Source organism: Methylovulum psychrotolerans, from assembly GCF_002209385.1.
In the GTDB taxonomy this organism is placed as follows: Bacteria; Pseudomonadota; Gammaproteobacteria; order Methylococcales; family Methylomonadaceae; genus Methylovulum; species Methylovulum psychrotolerans.
On sequence record NZ_CP022129.1, the window covers coordinates 2,016,961 to 2,039,050 of the forward strand.

At 50.2% G+C, this 22,090-nt stretch carries 22 protein-coding genes; 20 read left to right on the top strand and 2 right to left on the bottom strand.

Going from position 1 to position 22,090, the window contains the following annotated elements; genetic code table 11:
* Positions 1–7 precede the first annotated feature (7 nt).
* The 13 genes from dnaX to sbcB all read left to right on the top strand — a co-directional run bounded on the left by dnaX (position 8) and on the right by sbcB (position 11,845).
* A complete protein-coding gene (dnaX, locus tag CEK71_RS09230; protein WP_088619120.1) occupies positions 8–1,636 on the top strand; it encodes a DNA polymerase III subunit gamma/tau in 1,629 nt (542 codons plus the stop codon).
* A 20-nt stretch (positions 1,637–1,656) separates the two neighbouring features.
* Positions 1,657–1,980, top strand: a complete 324-nt coding sequence (locus CEK71_RS09235; protein ID WP_088619121.1) for a YbaB/EbfC family nucleoid-associated protein — start codon at positions 1,657–1,659, stop codon at positions 1,978–1,980.
* Between the two features lie 12 nt (positions 1,981–1,992).
* Positions 1,993–2,589, top strand: a complete 597-nt coding sequence (gene recR / locus CEK71_RS09240) for a recombination mediator RecR (protein ID WP_088619122.1) — start codon at positions 1,993–1,995, stop codon at positions 2,587–2,589.
* Between the two features lie 18 nt (positions 2,590–2,607).
* Positions 2,608–2,946, top strand: a complete 339-nt coding sequence (locus tag CEK71_RS09245) for a histidine triad nucleotide-binding protein (RefSeq protein ID WP_088619123.1) — start codon at positions 2,608–2,610, stop codon at positions 2,944–2,946.
* A 395-nt stretch (positions 2,947–3,341) separates the two neighbouring features.
* On the top strand, positions 3,342–4,694 hold the full coding sequence (locus CEK71_RS09250) for a Na(+)-translocating NADH-quinone reductase subunit A (RefSeq protein WP_088619124.1): 1,353 nt from the start codon (positions 3,342–3,344) through the stop codon (positions 4,692–4,694).
* On the top strand, positions 4,694–5,896 hold the full coding sequence (locus CEK71_RS09255) for an NADH:ubiquinone reductase (Na(+)-transporting) subunit B (RefSeq protein ID WP_088619125.1): 1,203 nt from the start codon (positions 4,694–4,696) through the stop codon (positions 5,894–5,896). The genes CEK71_RS09250 and CEK71_RS09255 overlap by 1 nt, the downstream gene beginning before the upstream one ends.
* A complete protein-coding gene (locus tag CEK71_RS09260; protein WP_088619126.1) occupies positions 5,889–6,782 on the top strand; it encodes a Na(+)-translocating NADH-quinone reductase subunit C in 894 nt (297 codons plus the stop codon). The genes CEK71_RS09255 and CEK71_RS09260 overlap by 8 nt, the downstream gene beginning before the upstream one ends.
* Positions 6,782–7,462: an NADH:ubiquinone reductase (Na(+)-transporting) subunit D gene (locus CEK71_RS09265; RefSeq protein WP_088619127.1), complete on the top strand. Its 681-nt coding sequence runs from the start codon at positions 6,782–6,784 to the stop codon at positions 7,460–7,462. The genes CEK71_RS09260 and CEK71_RS09265 overlap by 1 nt, the downstream gene beginning before the upstream one ends.
* On the top strand, positions 7,462–8,070 hold the full coding sequence (gene nqrE, locus CEK71_RS09270) for an NADH:ubiquinone reductase (Na(+)-transporting) subunit E (protein WP_019867002.1): 609 nt from the start codon (positions 7,462–7,464) through the stop codon (positions 8,068–8,070). Before CEK71_RS09265 ends, nqrE begins: the two co-directional genes overlap by 1 nt.
* A gap of 12 nt (positions 8,071–8,082) precedes the next feature.
* Complete coding sequence (gene nqrF / locus CEK71_RS09275; protein ID WP_088619128.1) at positions 8,083–9,303, top strand: NADH:ubiquinone reductase (Na(+)-transporting) subunit F; 1,221 nt, start codon at positions 8,083–8,085, stop codon at positions 9,301–9,303.
* Between the two features lie 169 nt (positions 9,304–9,472).
* Positions 9,473–9,853, top strand: coding sequence for a DUF2845 domain-containing protein (locus CEK71_RS09280; RefSeq protein ID WP_088619129.1), 381 nt, complete (start codon positions 9,473–9,475; stop codon positions 9,851–9,853).
* A 364-nt stretch (positions 9,854–10,217) separates the two neighbouring features.
* The gene (gene nqrM / locus CEK71_RS09290; protein ID WP_088619130.1) at positions 10,218–10,394 is read left to right on the top strand and encodes a (Na+)-NQR maturation NqrM; all 177 of its coding nucleotides are present in this window, start codon (positions 10,218–10,220) and stop codon (positions 10,392–10,394) included.
* Positions 10,391–11,845 (top strand): exodeoxyribonuclease I, encoded by a 1,455-nt coding sequence (gene sbcB, locus CEK71_RS09295; RefSeq protein WP_088619131.1) that lies wholly within the window; start codon positions 10,391–10,393, stop codon positions 11,843–11,845. The genes nqrM and sbcB overlap by 4 nt, the downstream gene beginning before the upstream one ends.
* Before the next feature lie 53 nt (positions 11,846–11,898).
* Here sbcB and CEK71_RS09300 read toward each other — a convergent pair whose 3' ends face one another.
* Entirely contained in the window at positions 11,899–12,933 is a 1,035-nt protein-coding gene (locus CEK71_RS09300; RefSeq protein ID WP_088619132.1) for a lytic murein transglycosylase, read from the bottom strand.
* Between the two features lie 689 nt (positions 12,934–13,622).
* Here CEK71_RS09300 and CEK71_RS09305 point away from each other — a divergent pair.
* The 4 genes from CEK71_RS09305 to CEK71_RS09320 all read left to right on the top strand — a co-directional run bounded on the left by CEK71_RS09305 (position 13,623) and on the right by CEK71_RS09320 (position 18,956).
* Positions 13,623–15,368, top strand: a complete 1,746-nt coding sequence (locus CEK71_RS09305; protein WP_088619133.1) for an acetolactate synthase 3 large subunit — start codon at positions 13,623–13,625, stop codon at positions 15,366–15,368.
* Positions 15,368–15,859 (top strand): acetolactate synthase small subunit, encoded by a 492-nt coding sequence (ilvN, locus tag CEK71_RS09310; RefSeq protein ID WP_088619134.1) that lies wholly within the window; start codon positions 15,368–15,370, stop codon positions 15,857–15,859. Before CEK71_RS09305 ends, ilvN begins: the two co-directional genes overlap by 1 nt.
* A 48-nt stretch (positions 15,860–15,907) precedes the next feature.
* The gene (gene ilvC / locus CEK71_RS09315) at positions 15,908–16,924 is read left to right on the top strand and encodes a ketol-acid reductoisomerase (RefSeq protein WP_088619135.1); all 1,017 of its coding nucleotides are present in this window, start codon (positions 15,908–15,910) and stop codon (positions 16,922–16,924) included.
* Positions 16,925–17,267: 343 nt separating this feature from the next.
* The gene (locus tag CEK71_RS09320) at positions 17,268–18,956 is read left to right on the top strand and encodes a glycoside hydrolase family 17 protein (RefSeq protein ID WP_088619136.1); all 1,689 of its coding nucleotides are present in this window, start codon (positions 17,268–17,270) and stop codon (positions 18,954–18,956) included.
* Between the two features lie 53 nt (positions 18,957–19,009).
* On the opposite strand, the gene CEK71_RS09325 is transcribed toward CEK71_RS09320, so the two are convergent.
* Complete coding sequence (locus tag CEK71_RS09325) at positions 19,010–19,417, bottom strand: ketosteroid isomerase-related protein (protein ID WP_088621561.1); 408 nt, start codon at positions 19,415–19,417, stop codon at positions 19,010–19,012.
* 191 nt (positions 19,418–19,608) lie between these two features.
* Between CEK71_RS09325 and CEK71_RS09330 the strand changes: the two genes are divergently transcribed.
* Genes CEK71_RS09330 through CEK71_RS09340 form a run of 3 tightly spaced genes read left to right on the top strand, consistent with a single transcriptional unit; the run spans position 19,609 to position 22,090 of the window.
* Complete coding sequence (locus tag CEK71_RS09330) at positions 19,609–20,346, top strand: type IV pilus assembly protein FimV (RefSeq protein WP_088619137.1); 738 nt, start codon at positions 19,609–19,611, stop codon at positions 20,344–20,346.
* Positions 20,339–21,535: a hypothetical protein gene (locus tag CEK71_RS09335; RefSeq protein ID WP_088619138.1), complete on the top strand. Its 1,197-nt coding sequence runs from the start codon at positions 20,339–20,341 to the stop codon at positions 21,533–21,535. Before CEK71_RS09330 ends, CEK71_RS09335 begins: the two co-directional genes overlap by 8 nt.
* An 18-nt stretch (positions 21,536–21,553) precedes the next feature.
* Positions 21,554–22,090, top strand: coding sequence for a GTP-binding protein (locus CEK71_RS09340; RefSeq protein WP_088619139.1), 537 nt, complete (start codon positions 21,554–21,556; stop codon positions 22,088–22,090).

Below are 22,090 nucleotides of genomic sequence, written 5' to 3' on the forward strand. Positions count from 1 at the left end.
GCCTGCAATGAATTACCAGGTTCTCGCCAGAAAATGGCGTCCCGCTAATTTCACAGAAGTTGTCGGACAAGAGCATGTCGTCAAGTCGTTAACCAACGCACTCGCCCACAATCGCTTACATCACGCCTATTTATTTACCGGAACCCGCGGTGTCGGCAAGACCACACTGGCACGGATCTTGGCTAAAGCCATCAATTGCGAAAATCTCCAAAACTTTAATCCCTGCGGCGTTTGCCCCATTTGCGTTGCCGTCGATGAAGGCCGTTTTTTAGACCTGATCGAAGTCGATGCCGCGTCCCGCACCAAAGTTGAAGATACCCGCGATTTACTTGATAATGCCCAGTATGCCCCCAATCAAGGCCGCTATAAGGTCTATTTGATTGACGAGGTGCACATGTTATCGGGGCATAGCTTTAATGCCTTATTAAAGACCTTGGAAGAGCCGCCGCCGCATGTCAAGTTTCTGCTGGCGACCACCGACCCGCAAAAAATCCCTGTCACCGTCCTGTCCCGTTGTCTGCAATTTAACCTTAAACGCTTATTGCCGGAGCAAATCCTTGCGCAAATGCGTTTCATTTTGGCGCAGGAAGCCATTGCCTGTGAAACCCCCGCCTTAAAATTGCTTGCCCGTGCCGCCGATGGCAGTATGCGCGACGGCCTGAGTTTGCTCGACCAAGCGATTGTCTATGGCGCGGGCACGGTGATGCTGACGGAGGTGCAGGCGATGCTGGGGACGGTGGCGCAACAGCCGGTCGCGGATATTTTACAGGCGTTGGCCAGCCAAGATCCGGTTGCCATTTTCCAAACCATTCATGAAATGGCCGATTTGACCAGCGACTTTAGCGAGGTGCTGGCGCAAGTGCTGCAAGTCTTGCATCGGGTGGCTTTGGCCCAGTATGTGCCGGGGCTGCTTAGCCAAGATTTTGATGCCGAGATGCTCGCCGATTTGGCGGCCAAGCTGGCACCGGAAGATGTGCAGTTGTACTACCAGATCGGCCTGTTAGGGCAGCGGGATTTGGAATTGGCGCCTGATCCGCGCAGCGGTTTTGAAATGGTCATATTGCGGATGTTGGCTTTTAAGCCCGTAGCTTTGGCTACCGCTACCGCCAAACCTGTTGTCCGGCCTGCCGCCGTGCCATCTGTGCCACTGCCTGTTACCGTTGCGCCTTCGCTGTCCGCACCGCCGTCCCAGCCTGCTATGCCAACGTCTGCCATAACCGTGGCGAGTCCGGTCGCTGAAGCGGTAATGGCAAGCCCGTCCGGCGACCAATGGGTGGATATGATTGCCGCGATGCGTTTGGGCGGTATGACCCGTGAGCTGGCGAATAATTGTGTGCTGGAGCGTCTGGATGACACGAGCTGTGTGTTAAGGCTGGATCCGGGGCATGTGCAGTTGCGCGGGGCGGTCGCCGAAGAAAAACTGCAAAAGGCCTTGCATGCCTATTGCGGGAAGCCCGTCAAGTTGGTCTTCAATGCCGAAAAAATGACCGTCGCCACGCCCGCTATGCAGTTGCTTAAGGAGCGGGAAGACCGCCAGCAAGCGGCAGTCGGGGCGATTAATGCCGATTCTAACGTGCAGGCTTTAAAAGATCAGATGGATGCCAGGATTCTGTCCGGCTCCATTGAGCCTGTGTAGCCATTATACAAGGAGAAAAAATGAAGAACCCTTTAGGAAATCTCATGCAGCAAGCGCAAAAAATGCAGGAAGATTTTAAAAAAGCGCAGGAAGAAATTGCTGCCATGCAGGTGCAGGGCGAATCCGGCGGCGGCTTGGTCGCCATCATCATGAACGGCAAGCGTGAAGCTTTAAAAGTGACGATTGACCCGTCTTTAGTCGGTGATGATAGAGATATGTTGGAAGATTTGGTGGCGGCGGCGATTAATGACGCGGTGAATAAAGTGGCAAAAATGAAAAAAGAAAAAATGTCCGCGTTAACGGCAGGTATGCCGTTGCCACCCGGTTTTCAAATGCCGTTTTAAGCATCGCTTAATATGTCCAAAAAAGGCCTGTTAGGGCAGTTGATACAAAGCTTTTGCTGTTTGCCTGGGGTCGGGGCAAAAACCGCGCAGCGTATGGTGTTTTACCTGTTGCAGCGTGACCGTCAGGGAGCCAGGCGGCTGGCCGAATTGCTGTTGTTGGCTATCGATAACATTAACCACTGCCCGCAATGCCGGACGCTGACCGAAGACGCGCTCTGTGTGATTTGCGCCGACCCTGCGCGTGATAGGGGCTTGGTCTGCATTGTCGAAAATCCCGCCGATGTTTGGGTGGTGGAGCAGACTGCCGTGTTCAAAGGCGGGTATTTTGTCCTGCATGGGCGGCTGTCGCCGCTAGACGGTATCGGCCCTGATGAATTGGGGCTGGATTTGTTGCGCCAACAATTGGCGGCGGGGCAGGTCAAGGAATTGATCTTAGCGACCAATTCCACTGTCGAGGGTGAAGCCACGGCGTTTTTTATTGGCGAACTGGCGCGTAAGCACCAAGTCAAGGCTACCCGTATCGCCCATGGTGTACCGATGGGCGGCGAATTGGAGTTTACCGACAGCGGCACGCTGTCCCATGCGTTTAATGACCGGAAGGTTTTTTAACTAGAGAAGGTATCTATCATGTCGGATTGTCTGTTTTGTAAAATGGTTGCTGGTGTCATCAAGCCGGATGTCGTGTTTGAAGATGATAATGTCTTGGCGTTCCGGGATATTAACCCGCGTGCGCCTGTGCATGTGCTGGTTATCCCTAAGCAGCATGTGCCGACCTTAAACGAATTGGCCAGCCCTGAGCTAGCCGGGCAGCTTTTGCAAGCGGCGGCGGCGGTCGCCAAGCAGGAAGGTTTGGCCGACAACGGCTACCGCGTCAATATCAACTGCAATAAGCACGGTGGGCAGGAAGTCTATCATCTGCACCTGCATGTTTTGGGTGGCCGGCAAATGGCTTGGCCGCCCGGTTAAAAGCCTGTATCTGAATTGTTTAGGGCAATCGCCCCCTGCCTTCAAATCCACAGTTTAAACAGCTTTCGCCACGGAGCTCGCAGCGTTTTTCAGGCGGCTGCTCCGTGTCCTGTGGGTTCTTCCTAGTGAAATAGTCGGTTAAACCTTACTACAGCTTTCAATGTGGCTGGGGTTTATTATGACCATAATGCACTGAATTAATAATGCTTTTTTACAGTAAAAAGAGTGTCTTACCGACGGCATAAGGACTGTGTACCGCTTTTGTGGAGTTGAGAAAACCCTGTTTTTATGATGTAATGAAAGTGTTACACATCTTAATGCGCCCCTTTATTTTTGCAGTTTTTAAAATAACGGGATGGTTTCGCCGCAACTTGTTGGGAGAGTAGGCTTCAACTATGCAATTTACTATTAAAAAAGGTTTAGATATACCGATTACAGGGGAGCCTAAGCAAGTGATTGATAATGGCAACGCCATTAAATCGGTCGCTGTTCTGGGTATGGATTATGTAGGCATGAAACCTACCATGTTAGTCAGTGAAGGGGATAAGGTGCAATTAGGCCAGATCCTGTTCAGTGACAAAAAAAATCCTGGGGTCAATTTTACGTCTCCAGGCGCCGGTATTGTTAAGGCTATTAACCGTGGTGAGAAACGGGTCTTACAATCGGTCGTTATTGAGTTACAGGGTGATGACGAAATCACTTTCGCCAAATATCACGAAGCAGAACTGAACGCCTTAAGCGTTGGGCAAATCAAAGAAAGTTTGCTTGCCTCAGGTTTATGGACGGCTTTCCGTACCCGCCCTTATGGCAAAACGCCTGCCGTTGATAGCCAGCCCAGTTCCGTTTTTGTGACGGCCATCGATACCAGCCCTTTAGCGGCGGATCCGGCGGTCATCATTAAAGAACGCGCCGCTGATTTCATCAACGGTTTGACGGTTATCGCCAAATTGACCGAGGGCAAGACGTACGTCTGTAAAGCCACGGGCAGCGATATTCCTACCGGCAATGCGGCGGTGCTGACTGCCGATTTTTCCGGCCCGCATCCGGCCGGTTTGCCCAGCACCCATATCCATTTGCTCGATCCGGTCAATATCGACAAGTTTGTCTGGCATTTGGATTACCAAGCCGTTATGGCGATTGGGGCGTTGTTCACGACAGGCCGCTTAAATGTTGAGCGCGTGGTGTCCTTAGCGGGGCCTACCGCAAAAAATCCGCGTTTGCTGCGCACCCGTGTCGGCGCTAATGCCGATGATCTGGTCGCTGGCGAATTGGCTGACGGTGTTGAAAGCCGCGTTATTGCCGGTTCGGTCTTGTACGGTCATGAAGCCAGCGGTTGGGCGGCTTATCTGGGTTTCTACAGCAACCAAGTGTCGGTCTTGCAAGAAGGCCGGGCGCGTGAATTGTTTGGCTGGATTGTCCCGGGTAAGGATAAGTATTCTGCCCTTAACGTTTACACCTCCAGCGTTGACCGTAAAGATAACCGTAAATTCCCTTTAACAACCGACAAAAACGGCAGTAACCGTGCGGTCGTTCCTGTGGGGATTTATGAAACGGTCATGCCTATGGATATTTTGCCTACCCCGTTGTTGAAATCGTTGCTGGTGGGCGATTCGGACCAAGCGCAATTATTGGGTTGTTTGGAAGTTATCGAAGAAGATATGGCTTTATTTACCTTCGTCGATCCGGGCAAACATGATTTCGCGCCTGTGCTGAGAGCGAATTTAACTAAAATTGAGAAGGAAGGATAATGTCGGCTAGAGATTTTTTAGATAGCATAGAGCCGCATTTTACAAAAGGCGGTAAGTTAGAAAAGTATTACGGTCTCTATGAGATGGTCGATACCTTTATCTATACGCCCGCTTCTGTAACACGCGGCACTACCCATGTTCGTGACGGTAACGACCTGAAACGGACAATGACGTTTGTGGTGATTGCTACCTTGTTTTGCGTTTTGATGGCTGTGTATAACACGGGCTATCAGGCCAATTTGGCAATGGAAGCAATGGGTTTGGAAAAAATCGGCAATTGGCGCAGTTTGCCGATGATGATTTTCGGCTATAACCCGTCTAACCCACTGTCTTGCATCGCCCATGGCGCGTTGTACTTTTTCCCTATTTATTTCGTCACCTTAGCGGTGGGCGGGGTTTGGGAAGTGTTGTTCGCCACGGTGCGCGGCCATGAAGTCAATGAAGGCTTCTTGGTGTCATCCATGTTGTACACCTTAATTATGCCGCCTGACATGCCGTTATGGCAGGTCGCGTTAGGCATTTCTTTCGGTATCGTTATCGGTAAGGAAGTGTTCGGCGGAACCGGCAAAAACTTTTTAAACCCTGCTTTAACAGGTCGGGCGTTTTTGTATTTTGCTTATCCGGCTTCCATTTCCGGCGACTCCGTCTGGGTGGCTGTTGACGGTTATACGGCGGCAACCCCACTGGGCTTGGCGGCAAACGGTGGCTTGGAAGCGGTTTATAACGCCCATTACACTTGGTTCCAAACCCTGTTCGGTTTTGAGCCGGGCTGTTTGGGAGAAACCTCCACTATCGCTATCTTAATCGGTGCGGCGTTTCTGTTATATACCCGTGTGGCTTCGTACCGGATTATGGCGGGTGTGTTTTTAGGCATGGTGGCAACGTCATTGTTGTTTAATATGATCGGTAGCGACACCAACCCGATGTTTGCCTTGCCTTGGTACTGGCATTTGACTATCGGCGGTTTTGCTTTCGGTATGGTGTATATGGCGACTGACCCCGTCAGTGCCGCGATGACTGACACAGGCCGCTGGATATTCGGCGCTTTAGTCGGCGGTATGACCGTCTTAATCAGAGTCGTGAATCCTGCATTCCCAGAAGGTATTATGTTGGCAATTCTGTTCTCTAACATGTTCGCGCCTACCATTGACTACTTCGTCATTCAGGCCAATATCAGAAGAAGGATGAAACGCCATGCTTAATAAAGAAACGCTGTGCCACTATTATGGAAAATTTACTGTCTACCGCGATAAGGTTTTGGCCTTAGGCAATGACAGCTTAGAAAAGACGTTCGCTATCGCTTTGTCTTTGTGCTTGGTTTGTGCGGTGTTTGTCGCTATGGCGGCGGTTGCTTTAAAGCCTCTGCAAGTCATGAACAAAGAAATGGACATGAAGAAGAATATTCTTGATGTGGCGGGTCTTTTAGAACAAGGCAGCGATATTGACGCCGCTTTTGCCGAAAAGATCGAAGCGAAAATTGTTGATTTGGAAAGCGGCGAATACATTGACAGCATTAATGCCGCCGACTATGACCAACGTAAGGCGGCGAAAGACCCCGCCCAAAACGTTGCTATTCCAAAAGACAAAGATATTGCCCATATCAGAATCAAAGCCAAATATGCGAAAGTGTTTTTGGTGAAGGAAAAAGGTACTATCAAATCCATTATCTTACCGATTAACGGTTATGGTTTGTGGTCTACGCTCTATGGCTTCTTATCGTTAGATGCCGATGGTCAGACCGTACAAAGCATCAACTTTTATGACCAAGCAGAAACTCCGGGGCTGGGTGGCGAAGTCGTTAACCCTAACTGGCGGGCGCTGTGGAAAGGTAAAAAAGTCTATGCCGAAACCGATCAGCCTTCGCTTGATAAAGGCCTGATTACTGAAGCCGATATCGGCGAACCGGCTTTGACCTTGATCAAAGGCGTGGTGGACAACAGCAAGCCGGGTTCGCAATACCAAGTGGACGGCCTTGCCGGTGCAACTTTAACCAGTACGGGGGTTTCTAACTTAGTCAGATACTGGATGGGTAAAGAAGGTTTTGCCCCGTATTTGAGCAAAGTCAGAACCGTCAAAGGAGGTGCCTAATGAGCGCTGTATTGAATGACGAAACAAAAAAAGTATTAATAGAGCCGCTGGTCAGCAATAACCCTATCACCTTACAGGTCTTAGGCATTTGTTCGGCGTTGGCGGTCACCTCGCAAATGTCCACGTCGTTGATTATGGCGTTGGCATTGACCTTGGTCACGGCGTTTTCTAGTGCCGCGATCAGCGCGATCAGAAACCACATCCCCAGCAGCATCCGTATTATCGTGCAAATGACGATCATCGCTTCGCTGGTTATTGTGGTTGACCAGATCTTGAAAGCCTTCGCTTACGATGTCAGCAAGCAATTGTCGGTGTTTGTCGGTTTGATCATCACCAACTGTATCGTTATGGGCCGCGCCGAAGGCTATGCCATGAAAAATCCTCCACTGGAGAGCTTCATGGACGGTATCGGTAACGGTTTGGGCTATAGCTTGATTTTGGTTATCGTCGCTTTTTTCAGAGAATTGTTCGGCTCAGGCAAGTTATTGGGCAATGAAATTTTTCACCTGACCAAAGACGGCGGCTGGTATGATCCTAATGGCTTGATGTTATTGCCGCCTAGTGCGTTTTTCATCATCGGTTTGATTATTTGGAGTGTCCGTCAATGGAAGCCCGAACAAGCCGAAAAAGTCGAATTTAAAATTATGCCGATTGCGCATGGTGAAGGAGGGCATCACTAATGGAAGCCTATATTAGTTTATTTGTAAAAGCCGTTTTTATCGAAAACCTAGCCTTGTCCTTCTTTTTGGGCATGTGTACGTTTATTGCGGTCTCCAAGAAAATTTCCACGGCGATGGGCTTAGGGGTTGCGGTTATGGTGGTACAAGCCATTACCGTTCCTGCCAATAACTTGGTTTATCACACCCTGCTGAAAGAAGACGCTTTGTCTTGGATTGGCATTAAAGGCGTGGATTTGAGCTTTTTGGCGTTGTTAAGCTGTATCGGTATGATTGCCGCTTTGGTACAAATTTTGGAAATGATCTTAGATAAGTTCTTTCCGGCTTTGTATTCTGCCTTAGGTATCTTCTTGCCGTTAATCACCGTAAACTGCGCCATTTTGGGCGGTAGTCTGTTCATGATTGAGCGTGACTACAACTTCGGCGAAAGCGTCACTTACGGTATCGGTAGCGGCTTAGGCTGGGCTTTGGCGATTACCGTTATGGCGGGTGTGCGCGAAAAGCTCAAATACAGTGACATTCCGGCTGGTCTGCAAGGCTTGGGTATCACCTTTATTACTGCGGGTCTGATGTCGCTTGGCTTCATGGCTTTCTCTGGAATCCAACTATAGGAAGGTGTCGTAATGTTGGAAATTATTTTAGGCATTATTATTTTCACGGGTTTCGTGATTGCATTGGTATTTCTCATTATCGGTGCCAAAAGTAAGTTGGTGGCTGCCGGTGATGTGGAAATTCTGATCAATGACGAGAAGAAAATCCATGTGCCGGTCGGGTCAAAACTGTTAGGCGCGTTAGCCGATAACGGTTTGTTTGTGTCATCAGCGTGCGGCGGCGGCGGTACTTGCGCACAATGCCGCGTGAAAGTCCATTCAGGCGGCGGCGATATTCTGCCGACTGAAACCTCGCACATCACCAAACGTGAAGCGGCGGAAGGCGAACGCCTTTCTTGCCAAGTCACGGTCAGAAACAATATGTCGATTGAAGTGGAAGACAGTGTTTTTGGGGTGAAAAAATGGGAATGTACGGTTAAGTCTAACCATAACGTTGCCACGTTTATTAAAGAGTTGGTGTTGGATTTGCCGGAAGGCGAAGCTATTAACTACCGTGCGGGCGGTTATATCCAGATCGAATGTCCGCCGCATGTCGTTAAATATAGCGATTATTTGGTGGAAGAGCGTTTCCGTGACGATTGGGATAAATTCAATCTGTGGCGTTATGTCTCCGACGTGAAAGAACCCGCGTTACGCGCCTACTCTATGGCTTCATACCCTGAAGAAAAAGAGATTATGCTGAACGTGCGTATTGCCACGCCGCCGCCACGCGCCGCTGAAAATGTCCCGCCTGGGATTATGTCATCGTACATTTTTGGCCTGAAACCTGGCGATAAATGTATCGTGTCCGGCCCTTACGGTGAATTTTTCGCTAAAGAAACCGAAGCGGAAATGGTCTTCATCGGTGGTGGTGCAGGTATGGCGCCGATGCGTTCGCACATTTTCGACCAGTTACGCCGTTTGAAATCCAAACGTAAGATTACCTTCTGGTACGGTGCGCGGAGCAAGCGCGAAATGTTCTATGTTGAAGATTTCGATATGCTGGCCCGTGAAAATGACAATTTTGAATGGCATGTGGCGTTATCTGACCCGCTGCCGGACGATAATTGGGACGGTTATACCGGATTTATCCATAACGTGGTTTATGAACATTATCTGAAAAACCATCCGGCACCAGAAGATTGTGAGTTTTACATGTGCGGTCCGCCAATCATGAACAGCTCAGTGATCAAAATGCTGTTAGATAACGGTGTCGAACCCGAAAACATTATGTTGGACGATTTCGGCGGCTAAGTCGCTTACGGCAAAACAATCCTCTTCCGCTTTGGTCTGTCCTTGCGGAAGGGGATTTTTTTTATAAATTCAGTACCCATTCATTTTGTATAGGTTACAATCGTCAGCATTGGCAGCGTTGTTTATCATCGGATAAAGCCGCTGTGTGCTGACTGTTTTGGAGCTTCCTATGCGACCATCAAGATTATTGCTACTATTTTTCTGTCTGCTCATTTCCCAGTCTGTGTTTGCCTTACGTTGCGGGCATGAGTTGGTCGAATTGGGCAACAGTAAGAACGATGTCGTTTATAAGTGCGGCGACCCTGATTCTATTGATACCCATCTCGAAAGGCGTAGCGTCAGCCATTATGCCAGTGAGTCGAATTATTTTGGTGACGGCGCGACGGTTTACCCGAATACCGCCACCAATATAGGTTTGCAGCAATACGCCGAAGTGGATGTGGTGGTTGAGGAATGGGTTTATGATTTTGGCCGCAGACGTTTGCAGCAGTATTTACGTTTTGAAAATGGCCGCTTAAAGGAACTGAAAACCTTAGACCGTGGCCATTGAGGTAAGCAGTGATGTTATGTAGTCATTTTTTCGATATTGAAAAATGTAGAGATGAGTCGCTGTCGCGACGTTTTTTTTAATCGGGTTCTCGCACCCGAAGGCGAGATACTTTCTTTTGCTCCGCCAAAAGAAAGTATCCAAAGAAAAGGCGGCCCGGTTGCCGCTTGATCCTGCGCTTCTCGGTTTTGTCGGGGGTCGGCAGAGTGGGCTCCTGCCCACCTGCCGACGCGCGGCATCCCTGCCGCGCCCCTTCGGGCTGATCCCGACAAAACCTGCGATGCTCGGCGCGGCAAACGGGGGTAAAGCACGTTACTGCGTAACGTCAGTTAAGAAGTGATTTTTTAGACATGTTGAGGATAAGACAATGACGTATTTTTTAGTGACATTTTGTGTCATGCTGGCGGTAGTCGGCTTAATGGCAATTGGGGTGATCTTTGGCAGAAAAGCCATTAAAGGCTCTTGTGGCGGGGTTAATAGCGACTGTGTCTGTGTAGAGAAATGCGATAAACGTAAAAAACTTGAAGCAGAAGGGCGTGCTTGAGTTCACCGACCCTGTACTGGCATGATTATGAGACGTTTGGTGCCGACCCGCAACGGGATCGACCCGCGCAATTTGCCGGTGTCCGTACCGACAACGATTTTACTATTATTGACGAGCCGCTGGTGGTGTATTGCCAGCTTGCTGCCGATAGCCTCCCGCATCCTGACGCTTGCCTGATTACCGGCATTACCCCCCAAATAGCGGCCAAAAACGGTGTGTGCGAGGCGGAATTTATCCGCCTCATCCATGCCCAATTGGCGCGTCCGCATACTTGTGCCTTAGGCTATAACAGCATCCGTTTTGACGATGAAGTAACGCGCAATAGCCTGTATCGGCATTTTTACGACCCTTATGCACGGGAATGGCAGCATGGCAATTCGCGCTGGGATTTGCTGGATGTGGTCAGGGCGGCTAAGGCCTTGCGTCCTGACGGTATCCAATGGCCTGTTGACGGGCTGGGCAAGCCCAGTTTCCGGCTCGAGCACTTGACCGCCGCCAACGGTATCGGCCATGCCAATGCCCATGACGCGCTGGCCGATGTTTATGCCACTATTGCCGTCGCTAAACTGCTTAAGACGAAACAGCCGAAGCTGTACCAGTTTTTTTGGCAGCACCGTAGCAAGTATGAGGCGTTAAACTTGTTGCAGTTGGGGCGGTTTGTGCCGTTGTTGCATGTTTCGGGTATGTATCCGGCCTTACGGCATTGTTTGGCGGTGATTGTGCCGTTATGCCAGCATCCGGGCAATACCAATGGTGTGGTGGTTTATGATTTGGCGGTTGATCCTACGCCGCTGTTAAGCTTGTCGGTGGAGGAGATTCGCCAGCGGCTGTTCACGGCGACCGAGGCGTTGCCCGAAGGTACGGCGCGGATACCGCTAAAAACGGTGCATATCAATAAATGTCCGGTTTTAGCGCCGATGTCGGTACTGCGGCCTGCCGATAGGGAGCGTTTGGGCGTGGATTTGCCCCAGTGCCAAGCGCATTTGGCGGCCTTACAGACGGCACCTGATATTGCCGCGAAAGTGGCGGCGGTGTTCGCGGCGGTCGGCGATGCGCCGGGCGTTCCCGCCGATCCTGATCTGGCTTTGTATAGCGGCGGATTTTTTAGTGATGCCGATAAGCGGCAAATGGCGAAAATCCCCACGCTGCCCGCTGAGACGTTGGCGGCGGCGCGGTTTCCGTTTGCCGACCCGCGCTTGCCGGAAATGCTCTTTAGGTATCGGGCGCGTAATTATCCGCACACTTTGTCGGCAACCGAGGCGCAAGCGTGGCGGCAAAGCTGTGTTGACCGTTTGACGGGCAGGGCAGGGGCGGGGAGCTTGACGTTTAGTGCGTTTTTTCGCCAATTGGAGAGCTTACGCGCCCTGCCGGACACGAATGCCGACGTGTTGGAAGCTTTAGCGGCTTATGCGGCGGATAAAATGCAGGCTTTGGGGTTGGCGGCGGATTGACGGTTCTGGGCTTAGGCGGCGTAGGGGCTTATTTGTCCCTACGCCGGGCTTGGCTAGTAGTAGCGGTCTTTAATGGCTTGGGCGAGTTGGTGTACGGCCATGGCGTATTTGTTGCTGTTGTTGTAGCGCTTGATCACCTTGAAGTTTTTCTGGATAAACCAATATTCGCTGCCTTCGTAGGTGCTCAGCTCAATGACTGCCGGGTCAGTGGAGGGGCTGGTCTGGTAGGTGACGGGTTGGTTAAGTTGCCAACCGTTTTTGGAGAAATAGTGGGCGACACTGCCTATCGCGTCTTCGGGATGCCAAATGTCGCGGCGGCCATCGCTGTTAAAGTCCACCGCCAAATGCCGGAAGCTGCTGGGCATGAATTGCCCCAAACCCATTGCCCCCGCCCAAGAGCCGACGGGTTGGCGCGGCTCATAACCTTCTTCGCGGGTCATCAACAAATAATGTTCCAGTTCTGACATGAAATACTTCGATCGCCTTTCGGTATAAAAGCTTAGGGTGGCGAGGGCATCAAAAATGCGGGTTTTGCCGACATTTTTGCCGAAGTAGGTTTCTACGCCAATAATGGCGACAATGTATTCGGGGTCAACGTGGTACTGGAGGCTGGCCCGCTCGACGGCATCGGCATGGCTGCGCCAAAATTCCACGCCATTGCTGATGTGGGCTTCGGTCAAAAATTTATTGCGGTAACGCGTCCAACTGCCAAGATGCGGTTTGGTGGGCATGGTAGATGCGGCGACCGGGCTTTCCAGTTTAATCACCGAATCCAGACGCTGGGCTTGCGAAAACAGGCCATTAAGGTAGTTTTGCGAAAAACCATGCTTTCTGACCATAAAATTGATAAAGTTTTGCACCGAATAGAGGCCGGCATAATCGCCGGTGATCCCCATAGCGGAATAGTCGCCCCCGTTCATATCAGCTTCGGACGGGCTGTTGTAGTTTTCTAGCTTTTGTGGTCGGGCTTCGGGTATGGGGGTGATGGCGATAGTTTTGGGGGTAGGATTGGTCGGTTGCGGCGGTTCGCTGGCACAGCCTGCCAGAAATATGACGACGAGGGAGGGGGCAATAAGTTTATGGGTCATGGCTGTTACGGGAACCTCTTGAGTTACTTAACTGGTGTTACGCAATCATTTTTCGATATTGAAAAATGTAGCGATGAGTCGCTGTCGCGACGGTTTTTAATCGGGTTCTCGCACCCGAAGGCGAGATACTTTCTTTTGCTCCGCCAAAAGAAAGTATCCAAAGACAAATCTGCCAGGAGCAGATTTGGATGCACCGCACACGAAGTGCGAGTGCCAAGGACGGCACGCGTCATAAGGCGGCCCGGTTGCCGCTTGATCCTGCGCTTCTCGGTTTTGTCGGGGGTCGGCAGAGTGGGCTCCTGCCTTTATGCCCTTGGGTACACCTGCCGACGCGCGGCATCCCTGCCGCGCCCCTTTATGCCCTATGGGTATTCGGGCTGATCCCGACAAAACCTGCGATGCTCGGCGCGGCAAACGGGGGTAAAGCACGTTACTGCGTAACGTCAGTTACTTAAAAATAGCGGCATCAGCACTGGCCGTGCAAATAAGCCCGCCTGATTAGATGAACGTTACAATTTTACTAAGAACCTAGTAGAATACCTAAGATTATGTTGTGGAAAAGTGACAGCATTAAATAAAAAATTATTGAGCCGTTTTCTGGCGGAAAATTCCCCTCATTGGGCGATTTTTTGGGGGGGGCGGATATAACTCGATATCCATCGACAAAACATGTTTATTTTGAGGTGAGCGTGGAGCTAAGTGGTGCACAAATTCTCGTCCAAAGTCTGAAAGACGAAGGCGTAGAGTATATTTTTGGTTATCCTGGCGGGGCGGTTTTGCATCTGTATGATGCCATTTTCCAGCAGGATGCTGTTAAACACATTCTTGTCCGTCATGAGCAAGGGGCAACCCATGCGGCGGACGGCTATGCCCGTGCCACGGGTAAGCCTGGCGTGGTATTGGTCACATCAGGGCCTGGGGCGACCAATGCCGTGACGGGGATTGCCACGGCGTATATGGACTCTATCCCTATGGTCATCATTTCCGGGCAGGTGCCGTCTCCGGTCATCGGCAGCGATGCCTTCCAAGAAGTCGATATGGTGGGGATTACCCGCCCGTGCGTAAAGCATAATTTCTTGGTGAAGGATGTCACGAAATTGGCCGAGACCGTCAAGAAGGCGTTTTATGTGGCGACGACAGGCCGTCCGGGGCCAGTTGTGGTCGATATTCCTAAGGACATTACCGACCCTAACATTAAAGTCCCTTACAAATACCCGAAAAAAGTCGTGATGCGCTCTTACCAACCTGCCGTGAGCGGTGATAAGGAGCAAATCAAAAAGGCCGTCGAGCTGTTGCTGGGGGCCCGCAAGCCAGTCATTTATTCGGGCGGCGGCGTGGTGTTGGGCGAAGCCAGCGCAGAACTGATTGACTTTAGCAAGCTGTTGGGCTTTCCGGTGACTAATACCCTGATGGGTTTAGGGGCGTATCCGGCGACCGATAAGCAATTTATCGGTATGTTGGGGATGCACGGCACTTATGAGGCCAATATGGCGATGCACGAAAGCGATGTGATTATCGCGGTCGGGGCGCGTTTTGATGATCGGGTGACGGGCAAGCTGGATATGTTCTGTCCTTATGCGAAAATCATCCATATTGATATTGATCCGGCATCAATTGCCAAGACCGTCAAAGTCGATGTGCCGATTGTCGGCGACGTGAAAAATGTCTTGCAGCATATGATCAGTCTGCTGAAAGACCATAAAGACTATAAAAACAAACCGCAGAAAAAGGCCTTGGAAGCATGGTGGCAACAGATTGCCGAATGGCAGGCGGTGGATTGTTTGGCGTTTGACCGTGGCAGCGAGCTGATTAAGCCGCAGTATGTGATTGAACAATTGTATGAAGTGACCAAAGGTAACGCTTATGTCACTTCCGATGTCGGCCAGCATCAAATGTGGGCGGCACAATACTATAAATTTGACAAGCCGCGCCGCTGGATCAATTCGGGCGGTTTGGGGACAATGGGCTTTGGTTTGCCGGCGGCGATTGGGGTAAAATTGGCGTTTCCTGACGCGGAGGTCGCCTGCGTTACCGGCGAGGCCAGTATCCAGATGTGCATACAAGAACTGTCCACCGCTTTACAATATAAAACGCCGATTAAGATCATTAATTTGAATAACCGGTATATGGGCATGGTCAGGCAATGGCAGGAATTCTCTTACGAGAGCCGCTATTCGCATTCTTATATGGATACTATCCCTGAATTTGTCAAATTAGCCGAGGCTTATGGGCATGTCGGGATGCGTATTGACAAGCCGGAACAGGTGCGCGGGGCATTGGAAGAGGCGTTTGCCTTAAAAGACCGTACTGTGTTCTTGGACATTATGACTGACCGGACGGAAAACGTTTATCCGATGATTGAAGCGGGTAAAGGCCACCATGATATGAAATTACGGGTTGCCACCGGCACCACAACGGACAGGGAGTTGGCATAATGCGGCATATCATTTCCTTATTGATTGAAAATGAGTCCGGTGCTTTATCACGGGTAGCCGGGTTGTTTTCGGCGCGGGGCTATAATATTGAATCGCTGAACGTGGCGATGACCGAAGATGCCAGCTTGTCGCGCATGACCTTGGTGACGAACGGCAGCGAACAGGTGGTCGAGCAAATCGTCAAACAGCTGAATAAGCTGATTGATGTGGTTAAGCTGATTGAGTTTGCCGAAACCACCCATATCGAGCGCGAACTGATGATGGTCAAGGTAAAAACCAGTAGCTCGACCCGCCATGAAATCCGCAGCCTTGCGGAGATATTCCGTGGCAAAATCCTGGATGTGACGGCGACGACCTACGTCATTGAGGTGACGGGGCCGTCCGAGAAACTGGATGCGTTTGTCGCCGCAATTGAGCCTTCGACCATTATTGAGGTCGTCCGGTCCGGACCTACGGGTATCTCCAGAGGCGAGAAGGGCTTAAGCGTTTAACTCCCTATTTATTTTTAACAAACTGATAACTAAAAAACAGGAACAACAATGCAAGTTTATTACGACAAAGACGCCGATTTATCTATCATCAAAGCCAAAAAAGTCGCCATTATCGGTTACGGCTCGCAAGGCCACGCCCACGCGCTTAACCTGAAAGATTCCGGCGTTGAAGTGATCGTCGGTTTACGCGCAGGCTCGCCTTCAGTTGCCAAAGCCCAAGCCTGCGGTTTAGTGGTGATGGAAGTCGCAGAAGCGGTTGCCGCCGCCGATATCGTCATGATTTTGACCCCTGATGAATTCCAGGCGCAGTTGTATAAAAACGAAATCCTGCCTAACATTAAACAAGGCGCGGCGTTGGCTTTTGCCCACGGCTTCTCGATTTTGTATAACCAAGTCGTGCCGCGTGCCGATTTGGATGTCATTATGATTGCCCCTAAAGCACCGGGTCATACCGTGCGTTCTGAATTTGTCCGTGGCGGCGGCGTGCCTGATTTGATCGCTGTCCACCAAGATGCTTCAGGTACGGCTAAAGCGATTTGTTTGTCGTATGCGTCAGCAATTGGCGGTGGCCGTTCAGGCGTTATCGAAACGACTTTCCGTGACGAAGCCGAAACCGATTTGTTCGGCGAACAGGCGGTATTGTGCGGCGGTGCCGTTGAGCTGATCAAAGCGGGTTTTGAAACCTTGGTTGAAGCCGGTTACGCGCCGGAAATGGCTTATTTCGAATGTCTGCATGAGTTGAAGCTGATTGTGGATTTGATGTATGAAGGCGGTATCGCTAACATGAACTACTCCATTTCCAACAATGCCGAATACGGTGAATATGTCACCGGCCCTAAAGTTATCAACGAAGAAAGCCGTTGGGCGATGCGTGAAGCGTTAAAGAACATCAGAAACGGTGAATACGCGAAACAATTCATCGTCGAAGGTATGACCAATTATCCTGAAATGACCGCTAAACGCCGTTTGAATGCCGAGCATCCTATTGAAGTGGTCGGTGCGCAATTACGCAGCATGATGCCTTGGATTAAAGCTAACCAAATCGTTGACAAAAGCAAGAACTAAGTAGGTTGCGCCGCCCCGCCGCCGCTCCGGTGGCGGGCGGCTAAGAGCATCCCTTAAAACCGTCAGACATTTCTTGTAAAAGGGGTGCGGCGGTTTTTTTATGCCGTCTGGCTATTAAAAAGACCCTATTTTAAGCGAAATTGCCCTATAAGATGTTAGTATCTGATAATATAGTCACTGGGTAGGGTTGGGCTAGCATCGGGGAGTGTGTCATCGGCAAATACAAAAAACTGTCGGGCATTGCTTATCTGAAAGTGGTGGTGCCGGGTTTTTTTAACGGTATCTGAAGACGGCATGTTTTGCTTGTTCTGTTCCCTCCTGTTTTTCTGAGTCCGGCGTTTATATGAAACTTGTTGTCACTGTTATATTGATTATTTTGTTGGCCGCGACAGGCGGTTGGCTGGCGAACCAGCCCCAAGATGTTGGGGCCGATGTGCCGCAGGGTAAGCTCAATAGCCTATCTTTTGCGCCGTTTTGGGAAGGCCAAGGGCCGATGGATGGGGTGTTTCCTAATGTGGCGCAACTGGATACGGATTTGCGCCTAATGAGCGAAAAAACCCGTTCTATCCGTACTTATGCCAGTGCTGAAGGTACGATGCCGGAAATCCCTGCTTTGGCGCGTAAATACGGTCTGGCGATGATCCAAGGAGCCTGGCTAGGGGGTATCAAAAAAGGCAACCAATTGGAGATTGACGGGCTGATCCGCTCCGCCAACGCCAACCCCGATGTGGTCAAGCGCGTGATTGTCGGTAACGAGGTGTTGTTGCGTGGCGATTTAGAGATAAACGAGCTGATCGGCTATATTCGGGCGGTCAAGCAGGCGGTTAAGCAGCCCGTTTCTTATGCGGATGTTTGGTCGATGTATATGAAGTACCCTGAGCTGATTAAGGAAGTGGATTTTATCACTATCCATATTCTGCCCTATTGGGAGGACGAACCGATTCCGGTTGATGAGGCCCCTGCACATATCGAACGCATTTATAAGCATGTCCAGCAGCAAGCGTGGGCAATGGGGGCAGACAAGGCGATTTTGATCGGTGAATCGGGCTGGCCCAGCGAAGGCCGCCAACGGGGTTGGGCAGTGCCCAGTGTCGTTAACGAGGCGAAATTTATTAGGGGGCTGATTAGCGTCGCCAGTGCCAATGGCTTTGACTACAACATCGTCGAGGCGATTAACCAGTCTTGGAAAAGCGAGTTGGAAGGCGTGGTGGGCGCTAATTGGGGGCTGTTTTCGGTCGATAGGGAAGAGGTGTTTCCGTTGACGGGTAAGGTGTATGAAGACCCGCAATGGTATAAAGGGTGGCTGGCGGCGTTAGCCCTATTTCTGGCGGCTGTTTTGGTGTTCCGTAAGCCTTTGCAGGCCTTGCCGATAGTGCCGATGGCCGCGTTGGTGTTGGCGGTGCAAATCATGGTTTTGCTATGGACACAGCAAATAGAGTGGCTATGGTATACCAGCTATACGGTGTGGCAACGGTTGCTGACCTTAGCGGTGGTCGGCGTTAATGCGGCTTTGGCAGGATTGATGTTGCAATACGCTTATACGCTATTGGCGGGGCAAACCATGAATGTCCGGCTGGCTGATTGGCTGCATCGGCTGTATTGGCTGTTGGGCGGTTTTATGGCGTTTAAAGGCTTGTGTTTGGCGGTCAATGGCCGTTATATTAGCTTTCCTGTGTTAACGGCAAGCATGGCGGTGGCCGGTGTCTTAGGTTTAATGCTGATAGCAACTGGCCAGCGGCGGGATGTGCTGAAAACCGGGCTGTTGCCGTGTGGCCGCTATTACGCCCAAGCGCATTGGTTGGGGTATGCCTTATTGGCGACGGGCTTAGGCTTGATTGTGGGCGAGACGTGGGAGTTTTGGCGAAGCCGCGATTTGATTTTGGCCTATCCGGGCGGGGGCGGACGTTTGTTGCTGTCGTTACGGTTTACTTTGACCAACCAACAGTTAGTGCAGTGGCTGATGTGTTTGCTGGTGCTGGCCGCGCCTTTATGTGTGGGCGGGTACAAAAGTGTGGCAAACACGGCCAAGTAACCCTGCCGCCGCCATCTTGCCACAGGATCGGCAGTGATGGCGGCGGTTCCCCGTTACGCGCTGACCTGGGCGATCCAGTCTTGCAGGTTATAATAATTGGTGATGCGGGCGACTTTGTTGTCACGGATATCAAAAAATGCCCCGGCGGGTAAGCGATATTTTTGCCCTTGTGCGACGGGCAGGCCTTCGTCAGTTTGCAAATATTCGCCCAGCACCGTAAATTCGGCGGCGGCACGGCTACCGTCGGCAGTCGCCATGATGACCATGTCGACCAGTTGCTCTTTGTAGTTGTGGTTCATGCAGGCCATAAACTGAGTGAAAGCTTCCTTGCCGATTTCCCGCTTGCCTTGGTTAATGTCGTGGATGACATCATCGGTGAGCAAGTTTAAAAAAGTTGCCATGTCGGCGCTATTAAAAGCGGCATAGTATTGTTCTATAAGGTTTATGGTGTTTTGGTTCATAATATGTTCCGTCATCAAAAAACAAGTTTAAAAAAGCCTATTTTATAATTAATTGCCCAATTGGCGCGGATTATTTTGTAGGAAGTGTAAATGTGCAGATTCCGCAACGATTTTGTTGGTCAATGCGCTTGTAAAATGATAATTTAGAGCTATTCTCTAAACCTAACCTTAATCAATAAAGTAATTTATTAATGATTGCTGATGCTGACTTGATCGTTTGCCATGACGAAGATAAAAATGGGCCGCCACCAGAGCGGCACTTTTTTTATTTACAAGATAACAATACCCTGAATTCCTCAGAATTGCTGGCGTATGTCGATATTTTAGAAAAACTGGTTTTCCGGATAGCCAGAAAACCTAAGCATCTCATATCGCATTTGCAACGGATTTACTTTTGTTTCCATAAGGATCTGAACGAACAGCTCTTTGCGGCCATTGTCGATTTTTTGGTCATCTTGAACCGGCACGGACAAGCGATCAGTTGGCGGATGTTAGCCGGCATCAAACCAGGCTTAAGCAATGAGCAATTTATCTTGATTAAAGAGTATCTTAAAGACGAGCAGGCCAGCCCCTTTTTATTGGCAGGTAACCGCTATTGTATCCTGACGCGGGGCATAGTCGGCACCAATGCCTTAGTCAGGCAGGTGGTCGCCGACCAAGCTAAACCCGACCACGATCCTTTGGAGATAGCGCGTGACCATATTGAATACAGCCAGTTGGAAGAAGCCAAGCAGGTACTTGAAAACGCGCTCCTTAAGCATCCGGCAAGGGTCGAGCTGCAACACGAATTATTGGCTCTCTATAAATCGACCCGCGATTCAGAAGGGTTTTACACAATGTTAAATGAGTTAAATCGCTCAGATTTCGATATAATTGCTGAATGGGATCAATTGAACAATTTCTTTAAAGGGCGAAATAACAATGGATAAAAATAAAAATCCATTAAAGGTTGCGTTACATGGCATGGACGAACGTAGCTATAAAATGATGGCAATGTATTTGCAAGGCCCTTGCAAAGGCGTTGCGGCGGTGGTGAATCCCCCTAATGCAGAAATTGATATTTTTGATGCCGATTCGGTTACCGGGCAGCGGCTGCTGCGTGAGCGTATCGACGGGCAAGCCGCTAGGCCTTTAATTGTATTATCTTTGAACGCATCGAGTATTGAAGGGGCTTTTCGGATCGGTAAACCGGTTAAGACCGAAGAAATGCTTAACGCTTTGGCAAAAGCCAGGGCGCAGCTTGAGCAAACGGCGAAAGCGGCGCAGCCCCCTAGAAGCAGTTTTACCGCCGGCACGGAAGCGCCGCCAGTCGCCGAAGCGGATAAGCCGGTACTGAAAAATTATGTCATGGAAACCGACGAGCAAAAGAAAACCTCGAAACATCAGGCGGCTATGCAGCTGAATGAAAAAGGTTTTGGGGCTTTTATCGGTAATGTTCCCGGTATTGATGTCAATGATCCCAGGCAATTCGCCAGAGCCAGCTATAACCCGAAAGAATATTTTCAGGGTTATGTCGAATCGGCCTATAAAGTGAGCCGTGAGAAAAATCAGACCCGACAGCTTAATTCCGGTTGGAACCCCCTCATTATCCTGCCCGACAATGATGAGGTATGGCTGGATGTCGATGAAAACCAGCTCCGCGCTTTTGCAGGGTTGGCGATTAACAGCACCTTAGGCTCAAAAATGTCGGTTACGCCATTAAGCCCTGATTTGGCCGATGCGGAACGGGCTTTGGACAGGTTCCACAGCATGGACGCTTTTTTATGGAAGGTGGCCTGCTGGGCATCAAAAGGCCGTTACCCTTCGACGATTGATATTAAACAGCCCGTTTACCTGAAAAGTTGGCCTAATTTTACCCGTTTGTTAGTCACCCCCCACGCATTGCGTATTGCCGCCTTATTGGTACAAGGGCCTAGAACCCTTCCCGATGTTGCTGAAGTGCTGAATATCAAGCCGCAGTACGTTTTTGTGTTCATTAGCGCAGCCTGTTCTTTGGGGCTGGCTGCCCAAGTAAGAAGAGAAGCTGACGTATTAGTACAGTCACCTGAAATCAAACCCAACAAAAACCAAGGGTTACTGAAGCGGATCCTCAGTACATTGCTTGGCAAGAAAGCATAGCGGAATAAATATATCAATATGAGTCAGTATAAAATTATTTTTACCGGGCCCGTGGGAGCTGGCAAGACGACAGCTATCAATTCAATCAGTGATATGCCGCCGATAAAAACTGATGCTTCTGCGAGCGATATGACCAAATCGCGTAAAGCATCGACAACCGTTGCGATGGATTATGGTATTATGAACTTGCCGGGCGGGGAGAAACTGCATCTTTATGGCACGCCGGGGCAAGAGCGCTTTGATTTTATGTGGGACATCTTGGTCAATGGCGGTATCGGCCTGGTCTTGTTGCTGGATAACACCCGTGCCGACCCTTTTCAGGACATGAAGTTCTTTTTGGACACGTTTGATAAATTTATATCCACTACAACAGTGGCAATCGGGGTAACGCAAATGGATTTGAGTTCGAAGCCGACTATTGACGATTACCATGTGCAATTGCGTAACATAGGGCTAAAGCCGCCCGTTTTTGCCGTTGATGCCCGGGTGAAGAGCGATGTGTCCTTATTAATCCAAGCGTTATTGTATACCCTGGATCCAGGGTTAGAGGAATAG